This is a genomic window from Cupriavidus necator, assembly GCF_040578825.1.
Taxonomy (GTDB): domain Bacteria; phylum Pseudomonadota; class Gammaproteobacteria; order Burkholderiales; family Burkholderiaceae; genus Cupriavidus; species Cupriavidus necator_E.
In genome coordinates this window covers 98,210-110,020 of record NZ_JBEFLI010000009.1, presented here as the reverse complement: position 1 = coordinate 110,020, position 11,811 = coordinate 98,210, and the positions used below count along the sequence as shown (strand labels likewise).

Genomic DNA, 11,811 nt, shown 5'->3' with positions numbered 1-11,811 from the left:
ACAACCAGGAATCGGAATCGTGCCGGCGGACCGGCACCGCTGCGTGGCGCTTGCTGCGGCTTGCACCGGCACTTGCTCCCGCGCTTACACCCGCGCTTAAGCCCGAACTTAAGCCCGAACTTAAGCCCGCACTTAAGCCCGCACTTACACCGGCATATTCATCATTTCCTGGTACGCCGCCACCAGCCGGTTACGCACCTGCACCCCGGTCTGGAACGACACATTGGCCTTCTGCAGGTCGATCATCACGTCGTTCAGCGCCACGCCCGGCTTGCCCAGCTCGAACGCCTCGGCCTGGCCATAGGCGCGTTCCTGCGCGGCGTTGATCTTGCCCAGCGAGCGCTGCAGCTCGCCGGCAAAGCCGCCGCCGGCCACCGGCGCGGACGACTGGCTGGCGTTGTTGCCCGAGGCAACCTGGGACAGGCCGCGCAGTTGCTGCAGCATGGCCTCGATGGAAGAGATAGTGGTCATTGGCGTCGTCGTGTGCCGGCCCGCGGCACGATGGCCTGTGGGCGCGGACTGGCTCGGTTCAGTCAACGGCGCGGCGATGGCATCCCATGCATGCACCGCCTAAAAGCAGGCGGCAGGCGTTCCGCACCGAGTTTCAGCCCCCGCAGAGTACCCGCCGCCCCGGCCGTCCCATGGGCCGAAATCGGACAAAAAACCGGGTCTATTCGCGGGATTGTCGTACTCAAGTCTGGCCGATCATTGCCACCGTGCCGGAAAAGCGCGGGCTGTCGCCTTGCGCGGAACGCCGGCAATTGCCAGACATCCAGCCAGACAACCATCCATTCGGGAGTACGCGTGTTTTCTCTGCAGCGTAATGTGAGCCGTGCCGACGACCATGGCGGTCATCATCGCCCCCGCCGTGGCGAACATCGCGGCACAGGAGCACGCGCATGACCGCGGCAGTGGCGCTGCCCGGGCGCTCGACCGAGGTGCTCGAGCGGCTGAAGGCCAATCCCCGGTTGCCACTGATGCTGGGCGGCGCGGCGCTGGCCGCGGCCATTGCCGTGGGCGTGCTGTGGTCGCGCAGCCCGGACTACAAGGTGCTGTACAGCAACCTGTCCGAGCGCGATGGCGGCGCGGTGCTGCAGTCGCTGCAGCAGATGAACGTGCCGTACAAGTTCGCCGAAGGCGGCGGCGCGGTCATGGTGCCGGCCGAGAAGGTGCATGAGACGCGCCTGCGGCTGGCGTCGCAGGGCCTGCCCAAGAGCGGCACGGCCGGCATGGAGCTGATGGACAACCAGAAGTTCGGCATCAGCCAGTTTGCCGAGCAGGTCAATTACCAGCGCGGGCTCGAGGGGGAGCTGGCGCGTTCGATCGAATCGATCGCCGCGGTGCAGTCGGCGCGCGTGCACCTGGCCATTCCCAAGCCGACGCTGTTCGTGCGCGAGCGCCAGAAGCCGACCGCGTCGATCGTGCTGCAGCTCTACCCGGGCCGCGCCATCGACGAAGGCCAGGTCGCGGCGATCAGCCACCTGGTGTCGTCGAGCGTGCCGGAGCTGGCGCCCAAGTCGATCTCGATCGTCGACCAGCACGGCAACCTGCTGTCGAACACCGGCAACGAGCGCATGCTCGACGCGACCCAGCTCAAGTATGTGCAGGCGCTGGAGCAGAACTACCTGAAGCGCATCGAAACCATCCTGACGCCGATCGTCGGCAAGGACAACGTGCGCGCGCAGGTGACCGCCGACGTCGATTTCTCGATCGTCGAGCACACCGACGAGAGCTACAAGCCCAACCAGGATCCGACCCGCACGGCGATCCGCAGCCAGCAGACCAGCGAGTCGACCCAGCAGGGCGCGACCCCGCCCGGCGGCGTGCCCGGCGCGCTGTCGAACCAGCCGCCTGCCGCCGCCGTCGCGCCGGTGACCACGCCGCAGACGCCGCGTGCGGGCCAGGCGCCCGGACAAGCCGGCGCGCCGGCAGCGGGGCAGCCCGGCCAGGCCGCGCAAGGTGCGACCTCCACCGCCGCCAGCGCGTCCAGCGGCCCCAGCAGCAACCGCCGCGATGCCACCGTCAACTACGAGCTCGACCGCTCCGTGCGCCATGTGCAGCAGGCACCGGGCGGCGTGCGCCGGCTGTCGGTCGCGGTGGTGGTGAACTATGTCCAGAAGCCCGACGCCAAGGGCAAGCTCGTGTCCGAGCCGCTGCCGCCGGCGCTGCTGGCGCAGATCCAGAACCTGACCAAGGAAGCGATGGGGTTCTCGTCCGACCGTGGCGACTCCATCAACGTGGTCAACAGCCCCTTCACCGTGGACCGCGAGGCCGTCGCACCGGAACTGCCGTTGTGGAAGCAGCCTGAAATGATCGACCTGGCCAAGACCGGCGCGGGCTACCTGCTGCTGGCATTGCTGGCGCTGTTCGTGTGGTTCAAAGTGGCGCGCCCGATCCTGCGCCGCTACACCGCGCCACCGCTGCCGGCCCCGGAAGCCAAGGAGGAAACCGAGGCAGTGCTGCTGCCGCCGGAAGAGCCGGCCAATCCGGAAGTGCTGCGGCTCACCGCCAAGTACGAAAGCGATCTCGCGCTGGTGCGCGACGCCGCCCAGCGCGACCCGCGCCTGGTCGCCAGCGTGATCAAGAACTGGATTTCCAATGACAACCGCTAAAGGCATCTCAGAATCCGGCCTGCAGAAGAGCGCCATCCTGATGATGGCGATCGGCGAGGACGCCGCGGCCGAGGTCTTCAAGCACCTGTCGCAACGCGAGGTGCAGGAACTGGGCTCGGCCATGGCCACGCTCAGCTCGGTCACGCGCGAGGAAATGGCCGAGGTGCTGGGCGAGTTCCGCGCCGAAACCGAGCAGTACCTGGCGCTGAACGTCGATTCCAGCGCCTTTATCCGCAGCGTGCTGAACAAGGCGCTGGGCGAGGAACGCGCGCAATCGGTGATCGAGGACATCCTGGAATCGCGCGATCCGGGCGGCGGCATCGATTCGCTGAACTGGATGGATGCCACCGCGATCGCCGAGCTGATCCGCGACGAGCACCCGCAGATCATCGCCACCATCCTGATCCACCTGGACCGCCAGAAGTCATCCGAGGTGCTGGGGCTCTTTACCGACCGCCTGCGCAACGACGTGATCCTGCGTATCGCCACCTTCGGCGGCGTGCAGCCGGGCGCGCTGCAGGAGCTGACCGACGTGCTGACCAAGCTGCTGGCCGGCCAGAGCCTGAAGCGCAGCCGCATGGGCGGCGTGCGCACGGCGGCGGAGATCATCAACCTGATGAGCACCGCGCACGAAGAGGCGGTGATCGACGGCGTGCGCCTGCACGACGGCGACCTGGCGCAGAAGATCATCGACGAGATGTTCCTGTTCGAGAACCTGCTGGAGGTCGACGACCGCGGCATCCAGCGCGTGCTCAAGGAAATCGCCACCGAGTCGCTCATCGTCGCGCTCAAGGGCGCGCCGCAGGAACTGCGCGACAAGTTCATCCGCAACATGTCCACCCGCGCCGGCGAGATGCTGCGCGAGGACCTGGAGGCGCTGGGGCCGGTGCGCGTGTCGCAGGTGGAGGCCGAGCAGAAGGCCATCCTGCAGGTGGTGAGACGCCTGGCCGATGCGGGCGAAGTGCAGATCGGCGGAGGCGACGATGCCTATGTCTGAGGCGATGCCCGAGCGCGGCGTGGGCGCACGGCGCGCGGTGCGCGGCGATTCCCTGTCCGGCAATGCCGGCGCGAGTGCTGCCGCCGAATCCGGCGCCTTTGCGCCGTTCGAGCCCCCGCGCCGGGCGCGCGGCGGTGCGGCCGGCTGGCAGCGCTGGCAGATGGGCTCGCTCGATCCGCGCGATGCCGAGCCAACCGGGATGATGCCGTTGGTGCCGGCGGAGCCGGCGCCGCCGCCGATCGATTTCGAAGCCCTCGATGCGATGCGCGAAGGCGCGCGCAAGGAAGGCTATGCCCAGGGCTACACGCAGGGCCAGACCCAGGGCTATGGCGACGGCCACCGCGAAGGCTATGCCCGCGGGCTGGAAGCCGCGCGCCATGAAGCCGCGCAACTGCAGGCGCTGGCCGCGAACTTCCGCGGCGCGCTCGACGGCGTGGACGAGCAGGTGTCGCGCGCACTGGTGTCGCTTGCGCTGGACGTGGCGCGCCAGCTGGTGCGCGGCGCCGTGGCGGACAAGCCGGAGCTGCTGCTGCCCGCGGTGCGCGAGCTGCTGACCAGCGAACCTGCGTTGTCCGGCTCGCCCAGCCTGCTGCTGCATCCCGACGACGTGGCGCTAGTGGAAACCCACCTGCGCGGCGAACTCGAAGCCGTCGGCTGGGCCGTGCGCGCCGATCCGACGGTGGCGCGCGGCGGCTGCATTGCCAGCGCCGCCAGCGGCGAGCGCGACGCCACGCTGCCCACGCGCTGGACGCGCGTGGTCAAGGCGCTGGGCCGCGACGACCCATGGGAGCCGCCGCATGGCTGACACCGCCGCGCCCGCCACGGCCGCGCCGGACAGCGCCGCCATCGCGCATACGCAGCGTTGGCTCGGGGCGCTGAGCGCGGCTTCGGCCGGCATCGCGGGTCTGGACAGCAAGCGTAGCTGCGGCCGGCTGACCCGCGCCGCGGGCCTGGTGCTGGAAGCCGTGGGCCTGCGCATGCCGGTGGGCAGCGACTGCCTGATCGAACTGCCCGCCGGGCAGTTCACCACCGACAGCAACGCGCCGCGCACCGCGGAAGCGGAAGTGGTTGGCTTTGGCGCTGACCGGCTGTACCTGATGCCGCAATCCGATGTGGTCGGCCTGCTGCCGGGCGCACGCGTCTATCCGCTGGAACCGTCGCCGCAACCGGCCGGTGCCACGTCGCCGCGCGAGCCCGGCTCGAAGCGCCTGCCCGTTGGCGAAGGCTTGCTGGGCCGCGTGCTCGATGCGGCCGGCCGCCCGCTCGACGGGCTCGGCCCGCTCAACGCCGCGATGGAGGTGCCGCTGGCCGGCGAGCAGATCAACCCGCTGATGCGCGCGCCGATCGAAACGGTGCTCGATACGGGCGTGCGCGCCATCAACGGCATGCTGACGGTGGGGCGCGGGCAGCGCATGGGCCTGTTCGCGGGCTCGGGCGTGGGCAAGAGCGTGCTGCTGGGCATGATGGCGCGCTACACCAGCGCCGACGTGATCGTGGTGGGCCTGATCGGCGAGCGCGGCCGCGAAGTGAAGGAATTTATCGAGAACATCCTCGGCCCCGAGGGGCGGGCGCGTTCGGTCGTGGTGGCGGCGCCGGCCGATACCTCGCCGCTGCTGCGCATGCAGGGTGCGGCCTACGCGACGCGGCTGGCCGAGTATTTCCGCGACCGGGGCCAGCATGTGCTGCTGATCATGGATTCGCTGACGCGCTACGCCATGGCGCAGCGCGAGATCGCGCTGGCCATCGGCGAGCCGCCGGCGACCAAGGGCTACCCGCCGTCGGTGTTTGCCAAGCTGCCGACGCTGGTCGAGCGCACCGGCAACGGCCCCGAAGGCGGCGGCTCGATCACGGCGTTCTACACCGTGCTGACCGAGGGCGACGACCAGCAGGACCCGATCGCCGATTCCGCGCGCGCCATCCTGGACGGCCATATCGTGCTGTCGCGCAGCCTGGCCGAAGCGGGCCACTACCCGGCCATCGACGTGGAAGCGTCGATCAGCCGCGCGATGACCGCGCTGATCTCCAACGAGCAGTTCGGCTCGGTGCGCCGCTTCAAGCAACTGATGTCGCGCTACCAGCGCAACCGCGACCTGATCAGCGTGGGCGCCTACGTGCCGGGCAACGATCCCGAGCTGGACCTGGCGATCCGCCTGCATCCGCGCATGGAAGCCTTCCTGCAGCAGGACATCCACGATCGCGCCGGCTACGGCGAAGCCGTTGCCCACCTGCACAGCCTCTTCGACAGGAACGAACATGGTCAAGCATTCTCCGCTTAATACCCTGGCGGACCTCGCCCAGAACGACACCGACGCCGCGGCACGGGAGCTGGGCCGCTTGCAGGGCCTGCGCACGCAGGCAGCGCTGCAGCTCGACCAGCTCACGGCGTACCGGCAGGAATACCGCACGCGCATGCAGGCGGTGGCTGCCGAAGGCATGACTTCCAGCCGCTGGCAGGACTTCTCGCGCTTTCTCGATTCGCTGGACCACGCCATCCGCCAGCAGAGCGCGGCGCTGGCCAAGGCCGAAGCCGACCTGCTGGCCGGGCGCAACCGCTGGCAGCACCAGAAGCGCCGCCTGAACTCCTTCGACACGCTGATCGCGCGCGCCGAAGCCAAGGAAGAACAGGTCGCCGCGCGCCGCGAGCAGCGCGCCACCGACGAATACGCCGCCCGCCTGGCCCGCACCGCGGCCGGCCGCCTCAGCTAAGCCCGCACCGGGTGACACACCATATGATCGATATCAGCCAGATTGTCAGCAGCGCCGCCAATGGGGCCGGTGCGTCCGATGCCAACCGGCGCGCCGCGGCCGACGCCGCCGCCGGCGGGTTCGGGGATGCGCTGACGCGCGCCCGCGAAAGCGGCAAGCCGCAAACCCAGGCGCCCGCGGCGAAGGACACCGGCGCCGCGCAGGACAAGGCCGCCGCAAACGGCAACGAGCAGCCCGACGCCAGGCCTGCGCAAGCCCATGCCGGCAAGCCGCAGCAGGCGGCAGCGGCGGGCAAGCCGCGTAGCGCCGGGGACGAGGACAAGGACGAAGACGACACCACTGCTGCCGCGCCCACGGACGCCGCCGCGGCCGCTGCACTGGCTTTGTTGCTGCCGGCCGCCGCTGCAGCTGCGCCGGCCGCGGCGCCTGCCGGTGCCGCAGCCGGGGTTGGCGGTGTGGGCGACACGGGCAGCAGCGCCGCGCTGCAGGCGGCGTTGGGAGGGGCGAGCCCGGCTGGCCCTGCCGCTACGCCCGACGCGCAGGCCGATGCCAGGCCCGCGGCCGCGACGACGCTGCCGGATACGCTGCAGGTGGTCACCGCTGAAGCCAGGCCGGCCCAACCGTCCGTCGCTGACACGCTGGCCACCATCGCCTCGCAACGCGCGGCGATGCAGGGCACAGCGCCGGCCGGCATGGATGGCAAGGCGGGGGGCGCCGCCGCTGCGCAAGCGGTGGCTGGCGCGGCATTCGGCGCACCACAGGACAGCGCCGGCCAGTCCGGCAACCAGCGCCCGGACAGCGGCATCGGCCAGCATCGCGCCGATCCGCTCGCCGCGGTCGCCGGCACGTCGGAGGCCAGTCCGGCCACAGCGACATTCGCCGCCGCACATTCCACCGCCCGCGCCGGGGAGGCCGCAACCGCTGCTGCCAGCACCGACAGCGCACCGGCCCTGGCCGCTACGCTGGCCGCCCAGCAAACCCCGTCGGCTTCCGCCGCGGCTGTCGCCGCCGCCAATCGCCCGGTGGTCGCCCCGCCGCTGTACGACAGCCAGTGGCCGCAGGCCCTCGGCCAGCAGATGATCCGCCTCAGCACGCAAGGCCAGCAAAGCGCGGAGCTGCAACTGAATCCGCCTGACCTCGGGCCGCTGAAGGTGGTGCTCAACGTGGTCAACGACCAGGCCCAGGCGCAGTTCGTCTCGCCGCACCAGGCGGTGCGGGCGGCCGTAGAAGCGGCGCTGCCGCATCTGCGGACTGCGTTGTCGGAGAACGGGATCCAGCTCGGGCAGGCCTCGGTGGGCAGCGATGGCTTTGCCAGCCAGGCGGGGAATGGACAGCAACAGCAGTCGCCGGGGAATGGGCGCGGGCACGGGGGATTTGGGGCGGGGACGCTAACTGCAGCCGAACCAGTGGCCGCTCCTGCTGCCGCGACGGTACGGCCCGCCCGCGCGCTGGGCCGCGGCGAGATCGACACCTTCGCCTGACGTCGAGCTACGCGCAATGGGTGCTCCCGCTCCCGCTTGCGGGAGAGGGTCGGGGAGAGGGCCAGGGCGTCACGGCCTTACACCGCTTATCGCGAGGCAAACGCCTCAAAGGCAGTGGCGGCAGTAGGCAGCTGAGCAGGCTGCAACATTGGCAGTCAAGGAGCACAATGCACGGGATCGCCGCTGTCCGTGGCCCTCCGGCCCCTTGTCTGCCATGACCTTCGACCTCTTCGACAACCTCGACGATCCCGGCCCGCCCCCCGAACCCCTGGCCGACGGCGCCATGGTCCTGCGCGGCATCGCCCGCGCCAACGCCGAAACCCTGCTCGCCGACGTCCACGCCGTCACCGCCGCAGCCCCCTGGCGCCACATGATCACCCCCGGCGGCCTGCAAATGTCCGTCGCCATGACCAACTGCGGCCACGCCGGCTGGGTCTCGGACAAGCGCGGCTATCGCTATGACCCGATCGATCCGCTCAGCGGCCAGCCGTGGCCGGCAATGCCGGTGAGCTTCCGCGAACTGGCCATCACCGCAGCCGGACAGGCCGGCTTCCCCGGTTTCGCGCCCGACGCCTGCCTGATCAACCGCTACGAACCCGGCACGCGCCTGTCGCTGCACCAGGACCGCGACGAGCGCGATTTCAACGCGCCCATCGTTTCGGTCTCGCTGGGACTGCCAGCTATCTTCCTGTTTGGCGGCATGCGCCGCGCCGATCGCCCGCAGCGGGTGCGGCTGGCGCATGGCGACGTGGTGGTGTGGGGCGGCCCATCGCGGCTGGCATTTCACGGCGTGGCGCCGCTGGCCGATGGCGATCACCCCCTGCTGGGCCGCCTGCGCATCAACCTGACATTCCGCAAGGCGCTGTAGCGAGCGTCATCACCCCATCGGTTTGGCACTTTGCGCACGGTTTTCTACAGTCAATGGACTGTCCCAACCGCCACCGCGCAAAGGCCCACACCATGCATCTCGAAGGCTCCTGCCATTGCGGCGCCATCCATTTCGCGCTCGAATCCGATTCGCCCTACCCCTATATGCATTGCCATTGCTCGATCTGCCGCAAGACGGCGGGCGGGGGCGGCTATGCCATCAACTTGGGCGGCGACGCCGCCACGCTGCGTGTGCGCGGCCGCAAGCACCTCGGCCTCTACAACGCGGTGATGCGCGAGCCCGGCAAGCGCGCGCGGCGCTCGCCCGCGCAGCGGCATTTCTGCGTCAACTGCGGCAGCGCGCTGTGGCTGTGGGACCCGCGCTGGCCCGACCTGGTGTATCCGCATGCGTCGGCCATCGACACGCCGCTGCCGCGCCCGCCTGAGGTAGTGGAAGCCTCGCTCGATTCCGTGGCCCCGTGGGTCGATGTGCCCAAAGGCAAGGGGCACGTGCATTGCGCGACCTGGCCCGAGGAATCGCTGGCCGACTGGCACAAGCGGCACGGGTTGCTGTCGCGCTGAATCGCTCTCCAGGGCGCTCCGGTGCTTACGCCGGCAGGAACCCTTCCACCGTCAGGTAGCGTTCGCCCGTGTCGTAGTTGAAGCCCAGCACGCGCGCATTGGCCGGCAGTTCGGGCAGCTTCTGCGCGATCGCGGCCAGCGTCGCGCCGGAGGAAATCCCGACCAGGATGCCCTCTTCGCGGGCGCAGCGGCGCGCCATCTCGCGCGCGGGTTCGGCATCGACCTGGATCACGCCATCGAGCAGCGAGGTATCGAGGTTGTTCGGGATAAAGCCCGCGCCGATGCCCTGGATCGGGTGCGGCGCCGGCGCGCCGCCGGAGATCACCGGCGAGGCCACCGGCTCGACGCCGAAGACCTTGAGACCCGGCCACTTGTCCTTCAGCACCTTCGCGCAGCCAGTCAGGTGGCCGCCGGTGCCGACGCCCGTGATCAGCACATCGAGCCCTTCGGGGAAGTCGTTCAGGATTTCCTGCGCGGTGGTGCGCACGTGCACGTCGACGTTGGCCGGATTCTCGAACTGCTGCGGCATCCATGCGCCGGGCGTGGCGGCGACCAGTTCCTCGGCGCGTGCGATCGCGCCCTTCATGCCCTTCTCGCGCGGCGTCAGGTCGAAGCTGGCGCCATAGGCCAGCATCAGCCGCCGGCGCTCCACCGACATGCTGTCCGGCATCACCAGCACCAGCTTGTAGCCCTTCACCGCTGCGACCATCGCCAGGCCGATGCCGGTGTTGCCCGAAGTCGGCTCGATGATGGTCCCGCCCGGCTTGAGCACGCCACGGCGCTCGGCGTCCTCCACCATCGACAGCGCGATGCGGTCCTTGATCGAGGCGCCGGGATTGCTGCGCTCGGACTTGATCCAGACCTGATGGCCGTTGCCGAACAGGCGGTTGATGCGGATATGCGGCGTATTGCCGATCGTCTGCAGGATGTTCTCTACCTTCATCGTCTTCTCCGGGAGGGGTGCGGCGGCACGGTTGTGTCACTGCGTGGATCGCATGATCGGGCGATTTTAGTGCAATGCGATGACGGGCCGGCTCGCGTATGATTGAGCCCGCCCCGCGCGCCCTCTTCCTCTTCCCCCGCATTACCGCCGTTTGCGCAATGTCTGCTCATTTCCTGCTGTCTTCGCTGCTGATCTTCGGCCTTGGTGGTTTGCTCGGCGCGGTCGGCGGGCTGTTCGGCATCGGCGGCGGACTGATCGCGATTCCTGCGCTGGGGCTGCTGTACGGCATGGACCAGCAGCTCGCGCAGGGCACGGCGCTGGTGATGATCGCGCCCAATGTGCTGATCGGCTTCTGGCAATACCGCAAGCGCGCGGACATCGCCTTGCGTACCGCGGTGGTGCTGGGCCTGTCCGCGGTGCTGGCAACCTGGCTGTCGGCGCGCGCCGCCACCGCGATGGATGCGCAACTGCTGCGGCGCATTTTTGCCCTCTTCATGATCGGGATGGCGCTGTACTTCCTGTGGCGGCTGCTGCCGGGGCGCGCGGCCACGGTGCAGCAGGCGCGCGTATCGCCGCGCTGGATCCCGCTGGTGGGCGTGATCGGCGGCGCGTTCTCGGGCTTCTTCAGCGTGGGCGGCGGCGTGGTGGCCGCGCCGGCGCTGGTGGGGCTGTTCGGGTTGCGCCAGGCGGCGGCGCAGGGCCTGGCGCTGGCGCTGGTGACCCCCGGTGCGGTGGTGGCGCTGGCCACCTATGCCCATGCAGGCCAGGTCGACTGGGCCAGCGGCATCCCGCTGTCGCTGGGCGGCATGCTGACGATCTCATGGGGCGTGGCACTGGCGCACCGGATGCCGGAGCGGCGCCTGCGCGCCGCGTTCGCCGTCTGCCTGATCGCCACGGCCATCGTGATGCTCGTGCGCGGCTGACCGCGCCGCCCCACCGTTGCCTACTTGCGGAACACCAGGCTGAAGTTGTTGGCCGGCATCGGCACCGGCTCGTCGCAGCGCATGCCCTGCGCCGCGCCCAGCGCGATCACCGCTTCCATGTCGCGCACGCCCCAGTCCGGGTCGGTGGCGCGCAGCTGCGCGTCGAAGGCCGCGTTGCTGGGCGCGGTATGCGCGCCGCCGCGGCGGTAAGGGCCATAAAGGTAGAGCACCCCGCCCGGGCCCAGCAGCTTGCCGGCGCCGGCAAACAGCGCCTCGGCCGCGGCCCAGGGCGAGATGTGGATCATGTTGATGCAGACCACCGCGGCCGCGGCGTCGATGCCCCACGGCTGCTGGCAGACATCCAGCGCCAGCGGCGCGCGCACGTTGGCCAGCCCCGCATGCGCGGTCCACGCGGCGATCGACGCGCGCGCGGCAGGGTCGGGGTCGCTGGGCTGCCAGGTCAGTCCTGGCAGCGCGGCCGCAAAGTGCGTCACGTGCTGGCCGGTGCCGCTGGCGATTTCCAGTACCGTGCCGCTGGCGGGCAGCACATTGCGCAGCACTGCCAGGATGGGTTCGCGGTTGCGCTCGGTGGCGGGCGCCATGCGGCGCGCGTCGGGATCGTGGGTCTGGCCGGTCATGGTGGCATGCTCGGGTGCGGGGTAGAGTGGGCTAGCGTAGCAGAATCAGCGCGCGGGTGAGG

The 11,811-nt window shown here is 70.0% G+C and carries 12 protein-coding genes; 9 read left to right on the top strand and 3 right to left on the bottom strand.

Annotated elements, in window-relative coordinates:
- Positions 1-144: 144 nt before the first annotated feature.
- Positions 145-471: a flagellar hook-basal body complex protein FliE gene (gene fliE / locus AB1I47_RS07390; RefSeq protein ID WP_354683118.1), complete on the bottom strand. Its 327-nt coding sequence runs from the start codon at positions 469-471 to the stop codon at positions 145-147.
- 428 nt (positions 472-899) lie between these two features.
- On the opposite strand from fliE, the gene fliF reads away from it, so the two are divergent.
- The 8 genes from fliF to AB1I47_RS07350 all read left to right on the top strand — a co-directional run bounded on the left by fliF (position 900) and on the right by AB1I47_RS07350 (position 9,245).
- Positions 900-2,612, top strand: coding sequence for a flagellar basal-body MS-ring/collar protein FliF (fliF, locus tag AB1I47_RS07385; RefSeq protein WP_354683117.1), 1,713 nt, complete (start codon positions 900-902; stop codon positions 2,610-2,612).
- Entirely contained in the window at positions 2,599-3,609 is a 1,011-nt protein-coding gene (gene fliG / locus AB1I47_RS07380; RefSeq protein WP_354683116.1) for a flagellar motor switch protein FliG, read from the top strand. Before fliF ends, fliG begins: the two co-directional genes overlap by 14 nt.
- Positions 3,596-4,414: a flagellar assembly protein FliH gene (gene fliH, locus AB1I47_RS07375; protein WP_354683115.1), complete on the top strand. Its 819-nt coding sequence runs from the start codon at positions 3,596-3,598 to the stop codon at positions 4,412-4,414. The genes fliG and fliH overlap by 14 nt, the downstream gene beginning before the upstream one ends.
- On the top strand, positions 4,407-5,885 hold the full coding sequence (gene fliI, locus AB1I47_RS07370; RefSeq protein ID WP_354683114.1) for a flagellar protein export ATPase FliI: 1,479 nt from the start codon (positions 4,407-4,409) through the stop codon (positions 5,883-5,885). The genes fliH and fliI overlap by 8 nt, the downstream gene beginning before the upstream one ends.
- The gene (fliJ, locus tag AB1I47_RS07365) at positions 5,863-6,315 is read left to right on the top strand and encodes a flagellar export protein FliJ (protein WP_354683113.1); all 453 of its coding nucleotides are present in this window, start codon (positions 5,863-5,865) and stop codon (positions 6,313-6,315) included. Before fliI ends, fliJ begins: the two co-directional genes overlap by 23 nt.
- Before the next feature lie 23 nt (positions 6,316-6,338).
- Entirely contained in the window at positions 6,339-7,796 is a 1,458-nt protein-coding gene (locus AB1I47_RS07360) for a flagellar hook-length control protein FliK (RefSeq protein WP_354683112.1), read from the top strand.
- A 214-nt stretch (positions 7,797-8,010) separates the two neighbouring features.
- On the top strand, positions 8,011-8,664 hold the full coding sequence (gene alkB / locus AB1I47_RS07355) for a DNA oxidative demethylase AlkB (RefSeq protein ID WP_354683111.1): 654 nt from the start codon (positions 8,011-8,013) through the stop codon (positions 8,662-8,664).
- 92 nt (positions 8,665-8,756) lie between these two features.
- Positions 8,757-9,245, top strand: coding sequence for a GFA family protein (locus AB1I47_RS07350; RefSeq protein WP_354683110.1), 489 nt, complete (start codon positions 8,757-8,759; stop codon positions 9,243-9,245).
- A 25-nt stretch (positions 9,246-9,270) separates the two neighbouring features.
- On the opposite strand, the gene cysK is transcribed toward AB1I47_RS07350, so the two are convergent.
- Positions 9,271-10,188 (bottom strand): cysteine synthase A, encoded by a 918-nt coding sequence (gene cysK / locus AB1I47_RS07345; RefSeq protein WP_354683109.1) that lies wholly within the window; start codon positions 10,186-10,188, stop codon positions 9,271-9,273.
- A gap of 158 nt (positions 10,189-10,346) precedes the next feature.
- On the opposite strand from cysK, the gene AB1I47_RS07340 reads away from it, so the two are divergent.
- Entirely contained in the window at positions 10,347-11,111 is a 765-nt protein-coding gene (locus AB1I47_RS07340) for a sulfite exporter TauE/SafE family protein (RefSeq protein WP_354683108.1), read from the top strand.
- 20 nt (positions 11,112-11,131) lie between these two features.
- On the opposite strand, the gene AB1I47_RS07335 is transcribed toward AB1I47_RS07340, so the two are convergent.
- Positions 11,132-11,749: a DUF938 domain-containing protein gene (locus tag AB1I47_RS07335; RefSeq protein ID WP_354683107.1), complete on the bottom strand. Its 618-nt coding sequence runs from the start codon at positions 11,747-11,749 to the stop codon at positions 11,132-11,134.
- Positions 11,750-11,811 lie beyond the last annotated feature (62 nt).

Coding starts and splice junctions, on each gene's coding strand:
- fliE (WP_354683118.1), bottom strand. CDS start 471: ATGACCACTATCTCTTCCATCGAGGCCATGCTGCAGCAACTGCGCGGC.
- fliF (WP_354683117.1), top strand. CDS start 900: ATGACCGCGGCAGTGGCGCTGCCCGGGCGCTCGACCGAGGTGCTCGAG.
- fliG (WP_354683116.1), top strand. CDS start 2,599: ATGACAACCGCTAAAGGCATCTCAGAATCCGGCCTGCAGAAGAGCGCC.
- fliH (WP_354683115.1), top strand. CDS start 3,596: ATGCCTATGTCTGAGGCGATGCCCGAGCGCGGCGTGGGCGCACGGCGC.
- fliI (WP_354683114.1), top strand. CDS start 4,407: ATGGCTGACACCGCCGCGCCCGCCACGGCCGCGCCGGACAGCGCCGCC.
- fliJ (WP_354683113.1), top strand. CDS start 5,863: ATGGTCAAGCATTCTCCGCTTAATACCCTGGCGGACCTCGCCCAGAAC.
- AB1I47_RS07360 (WP_354683112.1), top strand. CDS start 6,339: ATGATCGATATCAGCCAGATTGTCAGCAGCGCCGCCAATGGGGCCGGT.
- alkB (WP_354683111.1), top strand. CDS start 8,011: ATGACCTTCGACCTCTTCGACAACCTCGACGATCCCGGCCCGCCCCCC.
- AB1I47_RS07350 (WP_354683110.1), top strand. CDS start 8,757: ATGCATCTCGAAGGCTCCTGCCATTGCGGCGCCATCCATTTCGCGCTC.
- cysK (WP_354683109.1), bottom strand. CDS start 10,188: ATGAAGGTAGAGAACATCCTGCAGACGATCGGCAATACGCCGCATATC.
- AB1I47_RS07340 (WP_354683108.1), top strand. CDS start 10,347: ATGTCTGCTCATTTCCTGCTGTCTTCGCTGCTGATCTTCGGCCTTGGT.
- AB1I47_RS07335 (WP_354683107.1), bottom strand. CDS start 11,749: ATGACCGGCCAGACCCACGATCCCGACGCGCGCCGCATGGCGCCCGCC.